The organism is Fodinibius sp. SL11, from assembly GCF_052060035.1.
Classification (GTDB): domain Bacteria; phylum Bacteroidota; class Rhodothermia; order Balneolales; family Balneolaceae; genus Fodinibius.
The window spans coordinates 100,263-120,410 of sequence record NZ_JBPOEA010000006.1; the positions used below are offsets into that span (position 1 = coordinate 100,263).

20 protein-coding genes are annotated in these 20,148 nt (G+C 43.5%); 15 read left to right on the forward strand and 5 right to left on the reverse strand.

The window, feature by feature from the left end:
• Positions 1-164 precede the first annotated feature (164 nt).
• Positions 165-1,577, forward strand: a complete 1,413-nt coding sequence (locus ACQ76V_RS09435) for a phytoene desaturase family protein (protein WP_441000244.1) — start codon at positions 165-167, stop codon at positions 1,575-1,577.
• Here ACQ76V_RS09435 and nfi read toward each other — a convergent pair.
• On the reverse strand, positions 1,572-2,273 hold the full coding sequence (gene nfi / locus ACQ76V_RS09440) for a deoxyribonuclease V (RefSeq protein ID WP_441000245.1): 702 nt from the start codon (positions 2,271-2,273) through the stop codon (positions 1,572-1,574). The genes ACQ76V_RS09435 and nfi overlap by 6 nt on opposite strands.
• A gap of 74 nt (positions 2,274-2,347) precedes the next feature.
• On the opposite strand from nfi, the gene ACQ76V_RS09445 reads away from it, so the two are divergent.
• The 4 genes from ACQ76V_RS09445 (at position 2,348) to ACQ76V_RS09460 (ending at position 8,009) form a co-directional block, all read left to right on the forward strand.
• Positions 2,348-3,769 (forward strand): pyridoxal phosphate-dependent decarboxylase family protein, encoded by a 1,422-nt coding sequence (locus ACQ76V_RS09445; RefSeq protein WP_441000246.1) that lies wholly within the window; start codon positions 2,348-2,350, stop codon positions 3,767-3,769.
• Between the two features lie 112 nt (positions 3,770-3,881).
• Entirely contained in the window at positions 3,882-4,586 is a 705-nt protein-coding gene (locus ACQ76V_RS09450; RefSeq protein WP_441000247.1) for an SDR family oxidoreductase, read from the forward strand.
• Between the two features lies 1 nt (position 4,587).
• On the forward strand, positions 4,588-5,694 hold the full coding sequence (locus ACQ76V_RS09455; RefSeq protein WP_441000248.1) for an aromatic ring-hydroxylating oxygenase subunit alpha: 1,107 nt from the start codon (positions 4,588-4,590) through the stop codon (positions 5,692-5,694).
• Positions 5,691-8,009 carry a M28 family peptidase gene (locus ACQ76V_RS09460; RefSeq protein WP_441000249.1) on the forward strand — a complete coding sequence of 773 codons (2,319 nt, stop codon included), beginning with the start codon at positions 5,691-5,693 and terminating at the stop codon, positions 8,007-8,009. Before ACQ76V_RS09455 ends, ACQ76V_RS09460 begins: the two co-directional genes overlap by 4 nt.
• A 71-nt stretch (positions 8,010-8,080) precedes the next feature.
• Here the strand turns inward: ACQ76V_RS09460 and ACQ76V_RS09465 are convergent, their stop codons facing one another.
• Positions 8,081-8,422, reverse strand: coding sequence for a gamma-butyrobetaine hydroxylase-like domain-containing protein (locus ACQ76V_RS09465; RefSeq protein WP_441000250.1), 342 nt, complete (start codon positions 8,420-8,422; stop codon positions 8,081-8,083).
• Positions 8,423-8,508: 86 nt separating this feature from the next.
• Between ACQ76V_RS09465 and ACQ76V_RS09470 the strand changes: the two genes are divergently transcribed.
• Positions 8,509-9,222: a hypothetical protein gene (locus ACQ76V_RS09470; RefSeq protein WP_441000251.1), complete on the forward strand. Its 714-nt coding sequence runs from the start codon at positions 8,509-8,511 to the stop codon at positions 9,220-9,222.
• Here the strand turns inward: ACQ76V_RS09470 and ACQ76V_RS09475 are convergent.
• A complete protein-coding gene (locus ACQ76V_RS09475) occupies positions 9,219-9,626 on the reverse strand; it encodes a CoA-binding protein (RefSeq protein ID WP_441000252.1) in 408 nt (135 codons plus the stop codon). The genes ACQ76V_RS09470 and ACQ76V_RS09475 overlap by 4 nt on opposite strands.
• A 154-nt stretch (positions 9,627-9,780) precedes the next feature.
• Here ACQ76V_RS09475 and ACQ76V_RS09480 point away from each other — a divergent pair, with 154 nt between their 5' ends.
• The gene (locus ACQ76V_RS09480; RefSeq protein WP_441000253.1) at positions 9,781-10,851 is read left to right on the forward strand and encodes a DUF2914 domain-containing protein; all 1,071 of its coding nucleotides are present in this window, start codon (positions 9,781-9,783) and stop codon (positions 10,849-10,851) included.
• Between the two features lie 78 nt (positions 10,852-10,929).
• Positions 10,930-11,367 carry an FKBP-type peptidyl-prolyl cis-trans isomerase gene (locus ACQ76V_RS09485; protein WP_441000254.1) on the forward strand — a complete coding sequence of 146 codons (438 nt, stop codon included), beginning with the start codon at positions 10,930-10,932 and terminating at the stop codon, positions 11,365-11,367.
• A gap of 58 nt (positions 11,368-11,425) precedes the next feature.
• Here ACQ76V_RS09485 and ACQ76V_RS09490 read toward each other — a convergent pair whose 3' ends face one another.
• Entirely contained in the window at positions 11,426-12,052 is a 627-nt protein-coding gene (locus ACQ76V_RS09490; RefSeq protein ID WP_441000255.1) for an O-methyltransferase, read from the reverse strand.
• A gap of 82 nt (positions 12,053-12,134) precedes the next feature.
• Between ACQ76V_RS09490 and ACQ76V_RS09495 the strand changes: the two genes are divergently transcribed.
• The gene (locus tag ACQ76V_RS09495) at positions 12,135-12,797 is read left to right on the forward strand and encodes a lysophospholipid acyltransferase family protein (protein WP_441000256.1); all 663 of its coding nucleotides are present in this window, start codon (positions 12,135-12,137) and stop codon (positions 12,795-12,797) included.
• Positions 12,798-12,849: 52 nt separating this feature from the next.
• Here the strand turns inward: ACQ76V_RS09495 and ACQ76V_RS09500 are convergent, their stop codons facing one another.
• On the reverse strand, positions 12,850-13,926 hold the full coding sequence (locus ACQ76V_RS09500; protein ID WP_441000257.1) for a hypothetical protein: 1,077 nt from the start codon (positions 13,924-13,926) through the stop codon (positions 12,850-12,852).
• Positions 13,927-14,086: 160 nt separating this feature from the next.
• Between ACQ76V_RS09500 and ACQ76V_RS09505 the strand changes: the two genes are divergently transcribed.
• The 6 genes from ACQ76V_RS09505 (at position 14,087) to ACQ76V_RS09530 (ending at position 20,127) form a co-directional block, all read left to right on the forward strand.
• Positions 14,087-15,169, forward strand: a complete 1,083-nt coding sequence (locus ACQ76V_RS09505) for a glycosyltransferase (protein ID WP_441000258.1) — start codon at positions 14,087-14,089, stop codon at positions 15,167-15,169.
• Between the two features lie 74 nt (positions 15,170-15,243).
• Positions 15,244-16,161: a site-specific tyrosine recombinase/integron integrase gene (gene xerA / locus ACQ76V_RS09510; protein WP_441000259.1), complete on the forward strand. Its 918-nt coding sequence runs from the start codon at positions 15,244-15,246 to the stop codon at positions 16,159-16,161.
• Positions 16,162-16,184: 23 nt separating this feature from the next.
• Positions 16,185-16,484 carry a ribosome hibernation-promoting factor, HPF/YfiA family gene (gene hpf / locus ACQ76V_RS09515; protein ID WP_441000260.1) on the forward strand — a complete coding sequence of 100 codons (300 nt, stop codon included), beginning with the start codon at positions 16,185-16,187 and terminating at the stop codon, positions 16,482-16,484.
• 5 nt (positions 16,485-16,489) lie between these two features.
• Positions 16,490-17,518 carry an HPr(Ser) kinase/phosphatase gene (hprK, locus tag ACQ76V_RS09520; RefSeq protein WP_441000261.1) on the forward strand — a complete coding sequence of 343 codons (1,029 nt, stop codon included), beginning with the start codon at positions 16,490-16,492 and terminating at the stop codon, positions 17,516-17,518.
• 115 nt (positions 17,519-17,633) lie between these two features.
• On the forward strand, positions 17,634-18,608 hold the full coding sequence (locus tag ACQ76V_RS09525; RefSeq protein WP_441000262.1) for a M23 family metallopeptidase: 975 nt from the start codon (positions 17,634-17,636) through the stop codon (positions 18,606-18,608).
• A 109-nt stretch (positions 18,609-18,717) separates the two neighbouring features.
• Positions 18,718-20,127: a M28 family metallopeptidase gene (locus ACQ76V_RS09530; RefSeq protein ID WP_441000263.1), complete on the forward strand. Its 1,410-nt coding sequence runs from the start codon at positions 18,718-18,720 to the stop codon at positions 20,125-20,127.
• Positions 20,128-20,148: the final 21 nt, after the last annotated feature.

Below are 20,148 nucleotides of genomic sequence, written 5' to 3' on the forward strand. Positions count from 1 at the left end.
TATGCTCTCAATGATACCGTTCAGAATGTAAGAATTGCTTAAAGAATATCACAAAATTGGTTTTAGATATCTTACATTCATTTTTATTAGTTTTTCGATCCATCAATATTCGGTTTATCATGATATTTATTTCTTCATCCAATAGTTAATAGCATCAAACATACATGAAATACGACGCAATAGTTATCGGATCAGGGCCCAACGGTTTAGCCGCCGGAATTCGCCTGGCACAAGAGGGGCTATCGGTTAAAATATTCGAAAAAGAAGACACAATCGGCGGGGGAACCCGCACGCTGACCTTAACCCAGCCGGGTTTTCATCACGATATCTGTTCAGCTATTCATCCCCTTGCCAAAGCCTCTCCATATTTAAAAACACTGCCACTCGAAAATTATGGACTGGAATGGATTCAACCTGAAGTACCCGTAGCCCATCCGCTGGATGATAAACCCGCCGGTGCTCTGTTTCGCTCTCTGGATAAAACCGTAGATTATCTCGGCAACGACGGCAAAACCTATCGCAAGTGGATTACCCCTTTTGTTAATGCTTGGGATGATTTGCTGGATGATATTCTGGCGCCGTTTTCTCCCCTCCCCAACAATCCCATTTTGATGGCCCGTTTTGGACTTAAAGCACTTCGATCCGCTTCTGGATTTGCCAAACGATACCAAACCGAAAAGGCTCGGGCCGTTTTTGCCGGACTGGCCGCCCACGGTATTATGCCTTTTGACGCTACAGCTACTGCAGCTATTGGATTGGTGCTGGGAACCGCCGCTCACACTGTAGGGTGGCCTTACCCCAAAGGTGGGTCACATGCCATCACAAAAGCAATGGCGGGCTATTTTGAATCTCTGGGCGGTAAAGTGGAAACCGGGACAGAAATTACTACTATTGATGAACTACCATCATCAAGATCTATTTTGTTTAACAATACACCTCAGCAAATTTTAGATATTAGCGGCGATAAACTTCCACAATCGTACGCTAAAAAACTGCAGCGGTATGAATATGGACAAGGGGTTTTCAAGCTTGATTTTGCCCTAAACGAACCCATCCCGTGGAAAGATGAGCTGTGTTGTAAAGCAGGTACAGTACACGTAGGCGGTACGTTTGAAGTAATTGCTGCATCAGAAAAACAATCTGCAAATGGTCAACACCCCGAAAAACCCTATGTATTAGTTGCTCAACAAAGTTTGGGGGATGACAGTCGAGCTCCAGATCATAACCATACCGGGTGGGCGTATTGCCACGTGCCCAACGGTTCAACCGAAGATATGGCCGAGCCGATTATTAGCCAGATTGAACGCTTTGCTCCGGGTTTTCGGGATTGCATTCTCGACAGCCATGCAATGAACGCCCAGGATATGCAAGTTTACAATCCCAATTATATTGGTGGAGATATTAACGGCGGACGAGCTGATATCACGCAGCTTTTTACGCGTCCGGCGGGACTGTTTGATCCGTACCACATCCCCAAAACCAATATGTATATCGCATCATCCTCGACTCCACCCGGTGGCGGCGTACACGGCATGTGTGGATTCCATGCAGCGGAATCGGTATTACGTAACCTATAGTTCTTGGTACCCTTCGTGTTCTTTACTTTTTCGCAACCTGTTCGCCCACCGGTGTGCCAATCGTGATGTTTTTGGTAGTTTGTATTTTGTTAGCGTCTTCATCACAACTTTGTAGGTGTCATCAAATGAGCAACGATAGCCCGGCGATATAAAAATTGGATTTACATTTGTTCGGCTTCGCAATGCCATTCCAACTTTTTCACCTTCATCCAAAAGATCTGCTTTGTCCCCCTTTTGTGTGCCCAGTTCACCATGTGTCCCTGTCAATATATTTTTTGCACAACCTATGGTAGGATGATCAACCTCAATCCCAAATTGAGTAGCAATACCCATCCGACGAGGATGCGCAATTCCGTGTCCATCTAACAGGAGTACCTCCGGTTTTTTATTTAGCTGATTCCATGCCTTCAAAAGAACCGGCATCTCCCGAAAAGCCAGCAGTCCCGGAATGTAGGGAAATGAGGTTTTATCCGAAGACAATGATCGAGCTACCGGATTTAACTCAGTGAGTTCCAACACGACAATAGCGGCATGCATAAGATCTGATCCGCGATCAAACGAAATATCTGCGCCGGCTACATATTTGGGGGCTTCAGGCAGCCCTTGCAACGAAATCTTTTCTCCTAATTCCTGCTGAAGATCTTTCGCTCTTTGAGGATCTATCGTTTTGTAATAATCCAGTTTATTTGTGTTCATCGGGAATCAAACTTTTCGAAATAATTTGTTATTTAACATAGATGTAAATATTGGCAGATCAACTAATCAATACAATGGACAATAAGAAATTTCGTAAGCACGCTCACGAACTTGTCGACTGGATGGCTGATTACTTCGAAGAAGTTGAGGATTATCCTGTAAAACCGGATGTACTGCCCGGTGATATATCAGCGAAGCTTCCCGAAAAAGCGCCCCAAAAACCAGAGTCTTTTGAAGTACAGTTTGACGATTTTAAAAACCAAATATTGCCCGGTATCACCCACTGGCAAAGCCCCAATTTTATGGGCTACTTCCCTGCCAACACCAGCTATCCTTCGGTGCTGGCCGAAATGTTAACCGCCACCCTTGGTGCCCAGTGCATGAGCTGGCTCACTTCTCCCGCCGCCACCGAACTTGAAGAACAAGTTATGGAGTGGCTACGAAAAGCAATCGCGCTACCCAAACCATTCACCGGCGTCATACAAGGAACGGCCTCTACCTCTACCCTGTGTGCCCTACTAATGGCCCGCGAACGCATAACGAATTTCGAGGTCAATGAATCGGGATTTCCGAACGATGAAACCTTTACCGTATATTGCTCGTCAGAAACTCACTCATCGATCGAAAAGGATGTAAAAATAGCTGGATTCGGACGACAAAACTTGCGTAATATTCCGGTGGATGAAGAATACGCCATGAATCCGGAGGCGTTAGAGGAAGCAATCCGAAATGATCTCGAAAACGGCTTGCAACCCACAGCGGTGGTTGCTACCGTTGGTACGACCGGCTCCACAGCTATGGATCCGGTGAAAGCAATCGGAGAAATCTGTGCCAAGTATGATGTTTTTCTCCATGTAGATGCCGCCTATGCCGGAACAGCTTTGCTACTACCCGAAATGCGGTGGATGAACGAAGGGATTGAGCATGCGGATTCTTTCGTTTTTAATCCCCATAAATGGATGTTTACCAACTTTGACTGCTCTGCTTTTTATGTGCAGGATGAGGCACTGCTTGTGCGTACATTTGAAATCATGCCGGAGTATCTAAAAACACCTGAAGATGAGCAGGTCAAAAACTATCGGGACTGGGGCATTCCGCTGGGACGACGATTCCGAGCGCTCAAACTGTGGTTCGTAATGCGCAGTTATGGTATCGAAGGACTACAAGAAAAAATTCGCGTGCATATACAATTCGGCCAACAGCTGAAAGAAAAGATAGAAACCCACGATCATTTTGAGTTACTTGCTCCCGTACCACTGAATACCATCTGCTTTCGATTTCATCCTAACTATATTGATGACGAGAAAAAGCTCAATGAACTTAACGAGCAGCTTCTGCATCAAATACAGGAAAGCGGTAAAATATTTTTAACTCACACCAAGCTGGATGGAAAATATACGATCCGCATCGTACTGGGGAATACCAATCTTGAACAACGTCATGTAGATGCGGCTTGGAAGCTTATCAAAAAAACAGCCAGCAGCTTAATCTCTTAAGAAATTTTACATTCTATAAAACAGCTCATGCAAGTAAGATTTGTATCTCGGTCATTTGCTGTAAATATTATACCTACATAATTAAGGTTTTAATCCGAAAAATAAGTGCAAAATGGAATTATCTGATATCAAAGCATTGGTAACGGGCGGAAGCTCAGGTATTGGCAAAGCAACCGCAAAGGCAATCATTGAAGCCGGTGGAAAAGCTGTTATTGCTGCCCGGGGTAAAGATAAACTCGAAGCCACGGCAGAAGAAATTGGGGCTATTCCCATGCAGTGTGATGTGCGAGAAGAGGATCAGGTTATTGGGCTCGTAGAACAAACAATTGAGGAACTTGATGGCTTTAATGTGTTGGTCAATAACGCAGGCTACGGACAGTTTTCCAAGCTTACGGACTTGTCCGAAAAAGCACTAAAAAGCGTTTTGCAGGTAAATACGGTAGGGGCTATGATGGTGGGACGAGAATGTGCCAAGCATTTTATTGAGCAGGATTACGGAAATATCATCAACGTTTCTTCGTCGGCCGGCAAACGCGGTTTTGAAGGTGGTACGGCTTACTGCGCCAGCAAATTTGCCTTAAGTGGCATGACTGAATGTTGGAGAGCAGAACTGCGTCCACATAATATTCGCGTGATGCAGATCAATCCAAGTGAGGTACAGACCGAATTCTTTGACAAGGCAGGACGCGGGGGACGGGATTTCAATCCCACCAAACTTGTTGCCGGTGACATTGCCAAAGCGATCTGTAATATGTTGTCGCTGCACGACCGCGGCTTCATCACCGAAACCAGTGTCTGGGCAACCAACCCCCAATAAGATGAGCGATCGAGACCTCCCGAATATTCACCCCGATGATCTCCATCAGGAACCCATTGAACGAGCCGAAACGATTCCATCGAGATGGTATTACTCAGATTCCATTTTTGAATTCGAAAAGGAGATTCTTTTTTCAAGGTTCTGGCAGTTAGCATGTCACAAAAGTGAACTTCCCAAGGTTGGTGATAGTCATATGCTGGAAGTAGCGAGAAATCCGCTCATGCTGGTTCGTGCGGATGAGCAAACCATCAACGCTTTTTACAATGTATGCAAACATCGCGGCGGACCGGTAGCCGTAAAAAAAGGGACTACTTCCGTCCTGCAATGCCAGTATCACGGGTGGACCTACCTGCTGGATGGATCGCTTCGGGGTATCCCCCACTTTAAAAAAGTGGCCCTATTCGACAAAAAGGACTTCGGCTTAGAACCCGTAAAACAACAAGACTGGGAAGGATTTCTGTTTGTATCTCTCGATGATAAATCACCCGAACTTGTAAAAATCCTCAGCGGAATATCTGAGACTATTGCCCCGATTGATCTATCAGAATTTAAATTTGTGGAAGAGCAGTCCTATCACCTCAACTGCAATTGGAAAGTCTATGTCGACAATTTCTTAGAGGGATATCATATTCCTATCGTTCATCCCGAATTGGCGAAACTGCTCGATTACGGAGAATACAAAACGGATACCTCTGAATGGTATTCCCTGCAACATAGTCCATTTCAGGCTGGGGATAATATTTATAAATCTAACGATGGGAAAGCATATTACTATTACATTTTTCCCAATATTATGCTGAATATCCTGCCCGGCCGGCTGCAAACCAATGTCATTCGTCCCATCTCTCCCACCCATACCGAGGTCATTTTCAAGTATTACTATACGAATCCCGATGATAAGGATATGATTCATGATGACCTCGAATACAGTGAGAAAATTCAGGACGAGGACATTGAAATTTGTGAGCTTGTTCAAAAGGGACTGCAATCTAAGGCGTATAACAAGGGACGATTTTCCGTGGAGCGCGAAAAAGGCGTTTACCATTTTCAGTCGGTGCTTAAAAGAGAATTTGCCAACTTTTTAGAAACAAATGGTGAAATGGGATGAAATCAAAGAACCTCCAGCAGGCAATCTTATTTGTTATCGCTTTTTTTGCGGTATGGTTTAGCTCTTATATTATCCAACCTCCTGAGCCCAAACCGGATTCAAGTTCGTCAACCGATTTTTCGGCCGAGCGTGCTTTAGAACATGTCCAATCTTTGGCCCAAACTCAGCGGCCGATCGGCAGTGCAGCCAATGACAGCGCCAGAAACTATATTTTAAATGAACTCCGTGAACTCGGATTAGAACCGGAGATCCAGCGAGGCATTGGGGTTGGCACCAGCTCTGATCGCGGTCTTGTGGGCCATGCAGAAAATATCATAGCTAAAATGCATGGGACGAATTCTCAGCGGACAATCTTGCTGATGGCCCATTACGATTCCAAGCCCAATACCTATGGTGCCGGCGATGATGCTTCGGGCATAGCTACTATTTTAGAATCCATTCGAGCCATCAAATCCCAAGAAAAACCACTACAAAATGATGTTTGGATTCTGCTGACTGATGGTGAAGAGCGCGGTCTGTTGGGTGTCGAACTTTTTACAGATGAGTTTAAACAGCTGCAAGAAATTGATCTCGTACTTAATTTTGAATCGCGCGGTTCCAGTGGTCCGTCGATGATGTTCGAGACCAGCGAAAATAACGGACATCTTATTCCCCATTTTGCGTACGCCACGCCCTATCCCGTAGCCAACTCGCTGATGTATACCGTATATAAGCTATTGCCTAACGACACCGATATGTCGGTAACGAAGCGGGCCGGTATTGACGGTCTCAATTTCGCCTTCACACAAGATTTCCTGCATTATCACACCATGCTGGATACGCCTGACAACCTCTCTATGGCCTCAATGCAGCATCACGGATCCAATTTACTGGGCAATGTACGTCATTTCGCTAACACCAATTTTTCCCGCGAAAGCAATACTGAATTCGTCTATTTTAATAATCTTACCGGCGGGCTTATCTACTATCCCTCCGGCTGGTCACTCCCTTTAGCAGTCATCACTGCCCTACTTTTTATTGCCTTCCTGAGTTATCTGTTTCGGACCAACCAAATTACCATCGGAAGATATCTGGGCAGTATATTTCTGTTCGTAATAACTGTGGCAATTGGATCACTCATCACTTTTATTGGTTGGCAGAGCATCAAAGCACTGCATCCCGAATACCAATGGATCATCCAGGGAGAAGTCTATAATCACAGCTGGTATTTCTGGGCATTTTCTTCACTAACGGCCGCAATTTTTATTGCGCTTTACGGTTGGATCCAAAGCAAATTAACAACCCAACAGTTGATAAGCGGGCCATTTACCATTTGGATGCTCCTCTCCCTCATCACTGCCTGGTATTTGCCCACTGCTGCTTATATTTTTACCTGGCCGGCACTTTTGGGGTTAGTCGGATGGATTATTTTAGGGGATCAAATATCCATTTTTTCCTGGAATAACACCCTCATATTAGCCATCGCATTTTTCTGGGGGCTGTTTATTATTTCGCCCTACATCCGACTCGTACAAATTATGCTCACTACCGAAATGTTATTTGTTTCGATGATTCTTATGGGGCTGCTTATTGGCTTGTCCTGGCCGCTTATTGGGCAAATAACAAAAGACCATCAATATAAATGGAGTGGCGCTCTCCTCGTACTCTCGGTAATATTTTTAATGGGAGCATCCGTTACTTCCGATTTTAATGACATCCATAAGAAACAAAATAGCATCAATTTTGTGCAGGATCTCGATTCCAAAACAGCCTACTGGGTCAGCCGTGACCCTGCTGCCGACACTTGGACAAAGCAGTTCTTATCGGATAATTACAAAGAAGGAAATCCTACTGATATAACAATACCCTTTGGCGGAAAATTACTTTATCAAAAAGCTTCTACGATTGATCTTTCGGAACCACAAATTACTGTTCTAAGCGACAGCAGTTCCAATTCGCAACGACACCTCACCCTGGCGATGAATGCCCATCGAGGTATTGCCATGAGAATGAGCTGGGGTAATCCCGCAACAATCTCTGAAATTCGTATTGAAGGGAAATCTATTTTTGAAAAAGAAAATATGGGTCGGTATTTGTACTATTTTAATGATTTTTCAAAAACCTTTGAGTTATATATCAGCTATCAAAAGTCAGATGATGCACCATCATTTGATTTTACTTTTGTTGATCCAACTCTTCCCACTGAGTTGCTCGAGGACTATAAACCACGACCAAGCCACATCATCCCTGCCCCATATTCGGTATTCAGCTCTGATGCCACTATTTGGCAAACGCAAATGGAGCTGGAAGATATTCTTTCCGGGAATGAACTTTAAAACGACTCTTGCCTTTATCCTCTGGCAGAGCTGCTTCTACCCTTAACGTGAAATAATCACACGAGTCATTTTCATTCCTGTTCGGGATAGCATTCCTCACACGGACACATGTTCCGCAGCGTATCCCACTGGTACATGCCGTTGTTATGCCCGTCATTCCAGAATATCTTGATGGCGTGATTACCTATCTGTTTAATATCCTCGATCTCAAAATGCTGTGGGGGATCTACAAAAAACAATGAGCGGTCAAACGTATTCATATTACCGTGTCCACCGCGACACATTACACAGGGACAGTTTTTTCGAAGTCCAAATAACGGATACTTCGAATGATGCCCGTCTGACCAATTGATTTCTAAAATCTGGTCGCTGTTAGAAACTTCAATTCCAGTAGGTAAAATATCGCTTTGCATAGTCATCTTTTATTATATTATATATCGAAAGGTAAGGCGTTCACGCGGTGGATTCCAACAGTTTCAATAAATAAAAATACCAAACCATGTATCTCATAGTCGGCTTATTAGTAGTGGCATTTTTGCTTTCTTTTTGGATGGGATACCGTCGAATACTTCGCCTACAGCACTTAAGTCAGCGCAGGGTCTTAAATGGCTTTGTGGGAGCAATGATCCTGCTAACCCTTATCTCCGCGGGACAGTGGCTCGACCTGATATCACAAGATATTGCCGCCCACTTCACGATGTTTTTATATTGCCTGGTCGCAGGATTCTTTTCCGGCTTTGCCTTCAAAATGATTTCCCTCAAGCGAACAATCAGTAAAACCGAATACGTGTATCGATCCTTTTGGACCGAAGCGGCTCCGAATATCATCGCTATTCTCATTATTGTTTTTGGAATCTATCGCACCGGTATTATACAGTTGGGCCCGTACACAGGCATTGGTATCACTTCAGGATTATCACTGCTGGGATTCGGCTTTTGGGGATTAACCGTGAAAATTGTCCCCGAATTCAGAGATAAAGGTATTCTCATTCTGGATCAATGCGTGAACTGGGACAAGGTAGTCGCCTACCGGTGGGAATCCGAAAATGTTTTACTCATAGAATATTATACAGCTGACGAAAAACTTACAGATTTTACCACCTTTATCCCATCGGAAGATGAACTAAAAATAGAACGGCTACTTGCTAAAAAGCTAAAAGAGTATCATCAAGACCGGAAAGAGAAGATGGAACAGATCGATACAGATTTCTAAGCTGTCACTCTTTCGTGTTGAACCATCATGCATTCATTTTCTATATAGGTAAACCCGGCATCTTCGGCCAAAGATTTTGCTTCATCAGAAGACACATCCAACTGCGTCCATATGACCGGTTTTCGTCCTGTTTTTTCCGACCACTCAATAATTTTACGAACCATATCAGCCGTATGTGATGAATCCCGAAAAATATCAACCACATCAATGGTAATTTCCTCCGGTATTTCATCAAGACTCGAAAGACACTTAACCCCCAGCACCTCCTCATAATTGGGGTTAATCGGAAAAATTCGAATACCATTTTCCTTTAGGTAATTCGCGATATGATAGCTGGTGCGGTATTTGTTCGCCGAGCATCCAATAATGGCTACCGTTTTCAAATTTTCAAGCAATTCCTTCATCTCAATAATCCATTTTTAAGTATTAAAAATAAATATACAGAAAAAACAACCATTCCAACTATAAGGTTCTGCAACATTGATCAGTATACTATATTTTGGGTTCAATATTCAGCTTTAATGGTATAAATAAATGGTTTCTGCTGCACAAAAATTTTTGATCAGACATAAACGGTATGCCCCGGTTATATTTTTTATCGGCGGATTTATCTGGGATAGCCTGACCCTCGGACGCATCGATGGCTGGTACAGCAATTCCATCTTATTGTTTTACCTAATTAGCTTAACAAGCTGCCTGTATATCTATAACCTTGCTGATGATAATCACTGGGAGGGTACTTTTATTGAATCCTACCAACAGTACGCACCACTGGGCATTCAATTTTTCCTGGGAGGTCTTTCCAGTGCGTATGTCATCTTCTTTTTCCAAAGCGTAACTTTTACCCGTACTTTAGTATTCTTTGTGATTTTGGTAATCCTGCTTCTATCCAATGAGTTGCTACGAGATCGCATTTCAAACAAGTACCTGCAATTTGGCGCCTATTTTTTTGTGACCTTTACCTTTTTCACCTTCTTTACCCCCGTCCTTTTTGGAATAATGAATACCTTTCTGTTTGTTCTGTCGGGATTAATCAGTCTCTTGCTAACACTAATTTTCATCTTCTATATCTACCGCAAAAGCCCTTCGACACGCAGCGATATCTCTCGAGCAAAAATAAGCTTCATTGTTATTGGGATATATGTAACTATCAATATCTTCTACTTTTTTAATTTGATACCGCCCGTCCCCCTTTCCCTCCAAAACGGGATTGTTGCATATAAAGTTGAAAAAGAGAACAATATTTTTACGGTATCCTACGAACAATCTGCCTCATATAATCTTTGGGAAACGTATGACAAAACATTCCACTATGCTCCAAATGATACCGTTTTCATCTATACTTCGATTTTTGCTCCCACAGATTTGTCGAAGTCCGTTCAACACGAATGGCAACGTTATGATCCATCGGTGCAAGAATGGCAAACCTCAGACACCATCAGTTATGAGGTTATAGGAGGCCGTAGAGGCGGTTTTAGGGGGTATACCTACAAAGAGAATATTGCTTCGGGTAAGTGGAGAGTTAATGTCGTTACGGAAGAAGGATTGGTTTTAGGGAAATTAGACTTTAGGATCATCCCCGATTCCAGCTTTGATAAATCTCAATTATCAACGGTAAGATTTGAATAATAAAAGGGGTCTCAATTCTACCTAAAAAACGTTATATTCAAACACATTCACGACAATTAGAAACAAACCGAAAGTATTTTGTCTAAAGTTAAAGACGGTGACACCGTAAAAGTGCACTACACAGGAACATTAACAGAAGATGGAACTGTATTTGACAGTTCTGAAGATCGCGAACCTTTGGAGTTCACACTGGGAGAAGGAAAGTTGATTCCCGGTTTTGAAAAAGCGGTCGTCGGCATGAAAGAAGGCGACGATACCACCGTAGAAATTGAATCCGGTGACGCTTATGGTCAGCGACGAGAAGATCTGGAGCTGGAAGTAGCAAAATCTGATCTGCCCGATAACATCGATCCGCAGGTTGGCATGCAGCTGCAGATGCAACAGCAAGAAAACGGACAGGCGATCCCCGTCCAAATTACTGCTGTTGAAGACGAAGTTGTTAAGCTCGACGCCAACCATCCATTGGCTGGTAAAGACTTAACATTTGATATTGAGCTTGTTGAAATCGTTGACTGATTTTACAACTCAAAACTAAGTTTAAAGCCTGGATCTGATTATTCGGATTCAGGCTTTTTTATTTTTTACGAAGTATCGTAACCCCATCCCGCACCGGCAGCATAACCTGCTCTACGGTATCATCATCGCGAATTTGTTTATTTAGCTCATTAATGGCTCTGGCTTTATCCGATTGGGGATTCAATACCTCTCCGCTCCAAAATACATTATCGATCACCAAGATTCCGCCCTCTTGCAGACGCGGTAAAATCATCGCATAATAATTCGGATAGTTAATCTTGTCCGCGTCCAGAAACACAAAATCAAAGCTGCCCGAAATCGTGGGTATCGTCTCCAGAGCCTTACCCATGACCAGCCTTACTTTAGATCCGGCTTTACTCTTTTCAAAAAAGGTACGGGCGATATCTTCGTAGCGCTCATTGTATTCACAAGTAAACAGTTCTCCGTCTTCGGGTAATGCCTCGGCCATCATCAGTGCCGAATATCCCGCAAACGTTCCAACTTCCAGCACGCGTCTGGCCCCGGATATCTTTACAAGCAGACTTAGCAATCGGCCCACAATCCTACCGCTCAGCATATCCGTATGTTCAAGATCACCCTCCGAAACTTTGATCAATTCTTTTATGATTTCAGAATGATCCGTAGTATGATGGGTAGCATAACTTTCAAGTGCCTGAAGGTCCATAAAAATACTTTTTTTTAATACTGGAAACTCTAAAGTAGGCTAAAGATATTCAGGTCATCAACGCTCAACAAATATTTTCGCCGTGGATTTTATTCCCGCCAACGAATCGCCCATTTTTATCAAAATTTTTCGGCTGTATACAAAATTATTATTCAAATGGAGATTCAAAACGGTATGGCTTAAACAAGAATACGAGCCCTGTTCAGAATGTAAAACCGTTTACTTCCTCAATCATCACTCCTGGTGGGACGGACTGATTCCCCTGATGCTCAACGAGTATCGTTTTTATCAACAAGCCCGCGCTATCATGGAAGACAAACAGATGAAAACCTATTCCCTCTTCCAAAAAATAGGAGCATTTTCTATTAATCGTAGTGATCCCCGAAGTGCCGTTACATCGCTGCGTTATGCCGTCAAATCTTTTGACCGCGACAAGGCCAGCCTATTCATCTATCCCGAAGGGACGATCACACCGGCCGGCAGTTTGATGAATTTTGAGAGTGGTTTGGCCTGGCTCCATGAAAAGCTGAACAATGTCGATTTTGTACCCGTTGGCATCTATATGCACACTATACGCCACAACAAGCCGGAATTACACCTGCATGTTGGCAGACCTATTCGTCTGGAGGATGGGTTATCAAGAGATAAAAAAACAACCCAATTTGAAAAATCGCTCGATCAAATCCTCTCTGATCTACGGAAAACTGCAGGGTTTGACGACAGTCAATTCGAACAATTTTTGTGATTTATCGCGGGGTTTTAGGAAACGCCCGGGATATAATCTTGACCCAAGAAAATCACCACGTCCAACGATAGAGTTCCTTCGAACGCTGTACCCAGTGTGGGCCCTCTGACTTATACCAAATACGCATATTCACGAACGGCCAAAATAATTTAGTATAAATGCGATCGGGACGTATATATTCGGTGATTCCCTTCGCTGATTCTACCACCTGCTCGTTGGGAATTCTTAAAAAAGAATCACTCTGATAACGCTGGTAAAACGGTCCGTTATCAAGCAGCTGCGACTGTTGCACGCGGATTTCAGTATCACCGGATCGAAACCCCAACTTTCGCGCGGTATTAAGTCCAAACAAGCTAAGTCCCTTGTCGACCAGCTCAACGTCTTCAAAGGTATGCAACACTTTTGTATTGTGATTATCAATTAACCACGCCCGGTGCTGCTGTTCAGCTTTTCTATTCATCACATAGTAAACCAACGTAGCGTAATCAAAATGGAACCGCCCCCAATACCAGTCGCCAAACTCATTACGCATGGGCTCGTTTCCGGTATTGTGATCATGATATCCCCTCCCCTCAAATGTGATCGCCTGTTCCTCCCCTTTTATATCGAGATCTAAATGAGCCGTTATATCTGCCCGGGGCTGAACTAAATTCCAGGTATGGCCCACATCATTTCTATCAAGATTGTCAAAAAGTTGTCCCCTATCACTTGTGAACTTTAATGTCCCATGCAGTTGGTCTCCATTTGGGAGCTGTTCATCTAACTTTATCTCATATTGCAGCTGATCATCACTTAGGGTCCCTACCATCGAATGATTTTCCATTTGAATATGTGGCTGCTGCTCATCAAAATGACACCCAGATTTATCGAACTCGCTAAAACTGTAATAAATTGGTTGTCCCTGCTCATATATAGAGATACTGATAGCCGGATGGTCTGCGGGAGATGGGTTTTCATCCGCCAATAAAGACCCATTATACCGCGTAGAAAAAGGATTTCCTTCATAAAAAATGATCACAAAACTAAATCGATCATCAAAAGAAATGCCATCGAAGTACCACCACTGATAACCACCGGCGGTGTTATTGGACTGACGTACATCTTCCGAGAAATCAGACAATATCTTCATAAGCTGCCAATTAAATAGTTTAAAGGATCAGCTGCAAGCTGTTTGATCTTATGATTGACACTGGTACCTTTTAGTGATGACGGTTTTACTTTACATAGCACTTGGATACCTGCTCATTACAAGCGGGATTTTGTATCTTAATAAAAGGGATTTTACCCCTTTGCCCCCTACGCCACGAAATTATTTTGATGAGCAGGCTCCGGCGGTAACTATTTGCATACCGGCCCGCAATGAAGCAAACTCTATTGAGCGGTGCGTGCGTTCCACCATTGACCAGCAATATCCCAATCATCATGTTTTAGTCCTTGATGACGGGTCTACCGATGGTACTTCTGCAATTCTGGATTCGCTTTCAGAGCAATTTTCGGAGACGCTGACCGTAATTAGCGGGAAACCAAAACCCGCCCACTGGCTTGGGAAATCGTGGGCTTGTCACCAGCTTTCTGAACAGGCGCTGGGAGAAATTCTCATTTTTGCAGATGCCGATACGTGGATGGAGCCCAGAACGGTATCTAAAGTGGTGCGTACCATGGGCAGTGATGTGGTTGACCTTATTAGCTTATGGCCACAACAGAAGTTCGGAACTTTCTGGGAAAAAGCCGTTATCCCGCTCGTTTATTTTGCCCTGTTGACGCTCCTCCCCACGCGCTACGTATATCGATTTCCGAAATGGGTACCTGGGTTTTTAAAGCAGAAAATAAGTCCGCTGTTTGCCGCCGCCAATGGACAGTTTTTAGCTTTTAAAAAGAAATCCTATCACGATATCGGCGGCCATCAATCCGTGAAAAATGAAGTCGTTGAGGATGTAGAGCTGGCAAGAAATATCAAACAGGCCGGATATCGCATGAAGATGTATCACGGCCAAAATGCGATAAGCTGCCGGATGTATAAATCAAAAGAAGAACTCTGGCAGGGTTTTCGGAAAAACTTTTTTGCCGGTTTCGATTACAACCCCATTTTGTTTATCGGGATGGGGTTACTGCATATTATCACTTTTATACTCCCCATCATAAGCTTCCCATTTTTGCTGCTTTGGGGATCACCGAAACTGATTTTATTGGCACTGGTCGCAATTATCCTAATGTATATCCAGCGTTTTACCATTGATATTTGGTACGACTGGAAATTACGATACGGACTCCTTCACCCTCTGGGCGTAGGCTGGTTTCAGATGCTTGGCGTGCAGGTTCTTTCGGATTATTTTTACGGAAACGCGGCACAATGGAAAAATCGTGAAATTTAATTTCCCGACCAGGTGCTGAATGCTGAATTAATCGCTGTTTATTTTTATCTGCAAAGTATCCATATTGCGAACAGATGAAGAAAGCCATTGACAAATATCTACGCTATTTGAAAATCGAGCGAAATGCCTCGGAGCATACCATCATTTCGTACCAAAATGACTTGAGTCAATTTTTGGAATTTTGTTCGATTTACTTTGATGTGCCGGAAGAAGATGTCGATATCACAGAAATCGAACGATTAACAATTCGGCTTTGGCTGGGACACCTATCTGAGCGTGGTCTGGCCAAAAGTACCATTGCAAGAAAAGTCGCTGCCGTTCGTTCCTTTTGTAAGTATTGCTTTAAACGCGGCATCGTTGAACAAAATCCAGCTCACTTGTTGATCGTCCCTAAAAAAGATAAACCTTTACCCAAAACGGCCAATGCTGAAGATTTAAACCGGATGATGGACTTGGCTGAAGGCCATACTCCAAAATCAGCCCAAAACCGGGCCATTTTAGAGTTACTATATGGAACGGGTATACGATTGAGTGAGTTGGTAAACCTCAATGAAGAAGACATCAATTTTAAGCTTAATCAAATTAAAGTGCTGGGTAAGGGTGCTAAACAACGTATTGTGCCCTTTGGTAATCAAGCGGAAAAAGCGTTGAAGAGTCATCTTGACACGAAACCGAAACTTTATGGAGAGCGAACTGATGCCGATGCTCGAAAGGCCGTTTTTATTGCAGTAAGCGGACAGCGCCTGTATCCACGGGCAGTGCAACGCATTGTAAAAGATTATCTGCAGCGCGCCAGCGAAGTAACACAAAAAAGTCCACACGTACTACGACACAGCTTTGCCACTCACCTGCTTGACCAGGGCGCAGATATCAGAGTCATTAAGGAATTATTAGGCCATGCAAATTTGGCCGCTACACAAGTTTACACGCACACTTCAGTTGAACGACTGAAAAACGTTTATGAAATAGCTCATCCAAGAGCTAAAAACTAAAGCTAATTTAGGAGGTAACTTTTATGAAGACTACATTCACGGCAAGACATTTTGATGCAACCAAAGAACTTCATCAATATGCCGAAGATGCGGTACAGAAATTAGACCAGTTTTATGATCGAATTTTAACTTGTGATATCATTTTACAACCCGTGCCCGACGATGAAAATCCACAACAGGCTGAACTGAATGTAAAGGTTCCTCAAAAGTTGATAAATGCAAAAGAGCAGGCCTCATCGTATGAGCAGGCCATCAACATGGTTATCGAAAACGTAAGCCGTCAGCTCAAAAAATATAAACAGAAAACCCTACACAAGCGGTAATAGTTATGCCTTTCGGTGACCACGAATCGATACCCAAAAAAGAAAAAATCGAAGTATCCTATCTTGTTGAACGTCTTCAAGAACGCGTTCAAATAGATCTGCAAAACTTTGTTGCCGAAAGTGATGCCGATCAGCGTTATGTTACCGAGGCGGATCTACACCGCCCCGGGCTGGCGCTGGCCGGATTTGTTAAGCTCTTTACCCATCAGCGGATACAAATAATCGGTAATACCGAAACAAACTACTTAGAAGACCTTTCAAAAGAAGAACAGATTGATGCTTTTAAAAACCTGACGCAATTCGATATTCCCGTTCTTATTACCACCCATAATAATGTTCTGCCCGATTATCTGCTTGAAGTTGCGGAGGAGGCAAACATCCCCGTTTATGGCACTTCGCTGGAAACAACGCAATTTATGCATTTAACCCGTGATTTCCTTGAAGACCAGTTTGCCTTGCAAACCATGGTTCACGGGTCGATGGTGGATGTATACGGCATTGGAATTCTTATCGCGGGTAAATCGGGCATTGGTAAAAGTGAGGTCGCCCTCGACCTGGTTGAACGGGGGCATCGGCTGGTAGCCGATGATGTGGTGATCTTTACCAAGAAAAACAATGTACTTATGACCTCGGCCACCGAAATGAACAAGCATTTCATGGAGATACGCGGTCTCGGTATTATTGATATCATGTCGATGTTTGGAGTACGGGCTATTCGATATCAAAAGCGGCTTGAAGTGGTTCTTGAACTCTCGCTCTGGGATGAATCCAAAGATATTGAACGCACCGGATTAAATCGTGATACCACTTCCGTTCTTGGCGTTGATATCCCTCTCATCAACCTGCCCATTACCCCCGGCAAAAACATTACCGTTATTGCCGAAGTCATCGCTATGAATTATTTATTGCGTCACTATGGTTATGATGCTGCAGAGGCTTTTCAGGACAAGGTGAAATCACATATTGCCAATAAATCAGATCCTGATGCTATGCCTCGCAGAGCTATTGAATATTTTGAAGGCGATATCGAGTAACGGTACATATTCACTTTTTGATATCTTCTTATGTATCAGTACTTTTAGACCGTTTTGTAACAAACGGCTTTTGTGTTCTCTTGCTTATAGATCAGTATGAAATAAAATTTCATCTATGGCTTTCAATAATTATTACTACTACGACGAGCAGAGCTGCGAGTTTGTGCCCGTCGAATATAACAGTTTAGAACGTATTGTATACACGGCTTGTATCTGGATTTTATGCGGTGTAGTACTTTCCGGTATTGGCATCTCTATTCTCTCCTTTTCGGTTGGCACCCCTGCAGAAATTGCCCTGAAAGCAGAAAACCAAGAGCTGATCAATCAACTAAAAAAATCAAAGACCAAGATTCAAAGTCTCGATAAAGAGGTTGACCAGCTTGCCAAAACTGATAATGAGATGTACCGGTCGGTCTTGGGCATGGACAAAATCCCTTATGATGAGCGACAAGCTGGTGCCGGTGGTGCAAATGTCTATTCAGAATTTGACGTTTACAGCCAAGAAACGGCAGAAATACTCAAATGGACCGCTGAAAATCTTGAAAGCTTAGAGCGTAGTATAAATATACAGCAGCTGAGCTTTAACGAAATAAAGAACTACTACAACAACAATCAGGAAAAGATGAAGCATATACCGGCGATAAAGCCCACCGAGGGTATTATCCTCAGTGGTTTCGGTATGCGCTATCACCCGGTGTTGGGATACGATCGTCAGCACGACGGGCTTGATTTCCGGGCAAATGTTGGAAGCAAAATCTTCTCTACCGGCGACGGCGTTGTCAAATATGCCGGCCTTAAAGGGACTTACGGTCGGTTGCTAATTATTGATCATGGGTACGGTTACGAAAGCTTTTATGCCCATCTCTCTTCTTTTGCCAAAGGCATTAAATCTGGCAAAAAGGTTAAACGTGGTGATTTAATTGGTTTTTCCGGTCAATCAGGAATGGTCGAAGGTCCTCACTTACATTACGAAGTTCACAAAAGCAGCAATGCCGTTGATCCGCTTAACTTCCTGTTTGCTGATACGACTCCCGAAGAATATATGATGTACAAAGAAATTGTAGAGAATAATCATCGGTCGATGGACTAATAACAGTACAAGTTTAACGAATGTCTAAGGCTGCCTCGATGGCAGCCTTTTTATATGGGATGGCTTTTATGATTTTTTTATACTGTTCTATAACAAACGATCACCTATTATGTCTACTATGGATTTAAGCTCTGTTTTAAAAGGCACTTCTGTTATTTTGCTATTCTTTGCTTTCAATATTTCTGCTATTCAAGCACAATCTTCAAACGCCCCCCTTATTTCTGCTTATCACGATGATGCAAATGCCATTATTGATGCGGCCATGAATGATGATAAAGCCTTTCAAAAACTTACTAACTTTGTTGACCAATACGGGCCTCGATTCAGTGGCACAGAAACATTAGAAAACTCCATTGACTGGATCGTCGGTAATATGAAGCAACAACCATTCGATCGGGTCGCAACACAAGAAGTGATGGTGCCCCGCTGGGTGCGCGGTGAGGAGTCAGCAACATTAGTCGCTCCCTACCACAAAGAACTGCCCATGCTCGGCCTTGGCGGAAGCATTGGTACACCCGAAGAGGGAATTGAGGCTGAAGTACTCGTGGTTGATAGTTTTGAAGACTTAAAAGCCCATGCGGACAAAGCCAAAGGGAAAATTGTCGTCTATAACGCTCCATTTACTTCGTATGGTGAAACGGTTCAATACCGGTATCGCGGAGCCGTTGAAGCGGCCAAAGTTGGAGCTGTGGCCAGCCTGATTCGATCAGTTACCCCTTACTCCATGCAGACTCCGCACACCGGAAATTCTGCTTATGAGGAAGACGTCAAAAAGATTCCTCAAGCCGCAATTACTATTGAGGATGCCATGCTTTTGCATCGTTTACAGGAGATGGGTAAAAACATCAAAATAAAACTATCTATGGAAGCAGAATCCCATCCCGATGTCCCTTCGCGTAATATCATTGCCGAAATTAAAGGATCCGAAAAACCAGAAGAAATTGTGGTACTCGGTGGTCATATCGATTCATGGGATGTAGGCCAGGGAGCCATGGATGATGCCGGTGGATGTTTTGCTGCATGGGAAGCCGTAATGTTGCTAAAAAAGCTGGGACTGCAACCAAAACGAACTATTCGAGTAGTAATGTGGACCAATGAAGAAAACGGATTGCGGGGGGCCAATGCGTATCGGGATATGGTAAAAGAAAACGGGACGTTGAAAAATCACGTACTGGCCATAGAATCTGATGCCGGTGTTTTTGAGCCGCACGGCTTTGGTTTCGGCGGATCAGATGAGGCCTACCAAATGATTAAGCCTGTTGAAAAACTCCTTACACCAATAGGAGCTGATACGGTTAAAAAAGGCGGTGGGGGTGCTGATATAGGACCCATTATGCGAGAAGGTGTACCGGGCATGGGATTAAACGTGGACGGTTCCCGCTATTTCTGGTACCATCATACAGCAGCTGATACTATTGACAAGCTTGATGACATGGATTATCGAAAGTGTATTGCTACCATGGCTGTGATGGCTTATGTAGCGGCTGATATGCCCAAACGATTGGCATGGGGAAAATAAAATTGGAATATAAATGAGTGA

Bases quoted from the DNA above. Each gene is read 5' to 3' on its own strand.
- ACQ76V_RS09435 (WP_441000244.1), top strand. From the start codon at position 165: ATGAAATACGACGCAATAGTTATCGGATCAGGGCCCAACGGTTTAGCC.
- nfi (WP_441000245.1), bottom strand. From the start codon at position 2,273: ATGAACACAAATAAACTGGATTATTACAAAACGATAGATCCTCAAAGA.
- ACQ76V_RS09445 (WP_441000246.1), top strand. From the start codon at position 2,348: ATGGACAATAAGAAATTTCGTAAGCACGCTCACGAACTTGTCGACTGG.
- ACQ76V_RS09450 (WP_441000247.1), top strand. From the start codon at position 3,882: ATGGAATTATCTGATATCAAAGCATTGGTAACGGGCGGAAGCTCAGGT.
- ACQ76V_RS09455 (WP_441000248.1), top strand. From the start codon at position 4,588: ATGAGCGATCGAGACCTCCCGAATATTCACCCCGATGATCTCCATCAG.
- ACQ76V_RS09460 (WP_441000249.1), top strand. From the start codon at position 5,691: ATGAAATCAAAGAACCTCCAGCAGGCAATCTTATTTGTTATCGCTTTT.
- ACQ76V_RS09465 (WP_441000250.1), bottom strand. From the start codon at position 8,422: ATGCAAAGCGATATTTTACCTACTGGAATTGAAGTTTCTAACAGCGAC.
- ACQ76V_RS09470 (WP_441000251.1), top strand. From the start codon at position 8,509: ATGTATCTCATAGTCGGCTTATTAGTAGTGGCATTTTTGCTTTCTTTT.
- ACQ76V_RS09475 (WP_441000252.1), bottom strand. From the start codon at position 9,626: ATGAAGGAATTGCTTGAAAATTTGAAAACGGTAGCCATTATTGGATGC.
- ACQ76V_RS09490 (WP_441000255.1), bottom strand. From the start codon at position 12,052: ATGGACCTTCAGGCACTTGAAAGTTATGCTACCCATCATACTACGGAT.
- ACQ76V_RS09500 (WP_441000257.1), bottom strand. From the start codon at position 13,926: ATGAAGATATTGTCTGATTTCTCGGAAGATGTACGTCAGTCCAATAAC.
- xerA (WP_441000259.1), top strand. From the start codon at position 15,244: ATGAAGAAAGCCATTGACAAATATCTACGCTATTTGAAAATCGAGCGA.
- hpf (WP_441000260.1), top strand. From the start codon at position 16,185: ATGAAGACTACATTCACGGCAAGACATTTTGATGCAACCAAAGAACTT.
- hprK (WP_441000261.1), top strand. From the start codon at position 16,490: ATGCCTTTCGGTGACCACGAATCGATACCCAAAAAAGAAAAAATCGAA.
- ACQ76V_RS09525 (WP_441000262.1), top strand. From the start codon at position 17,634: ATGGCTTTCAATAATTATTACTACTACGACGAGCAGAGCTGCGAGTTT.
- ACQ76V_RS09530 (WP_441000263.1), top strand. From the start codon at position 18,718: ATGTCTACTATGGATTTAAGCTCTGTTTTAAAAGGCACTTCTGTTATT.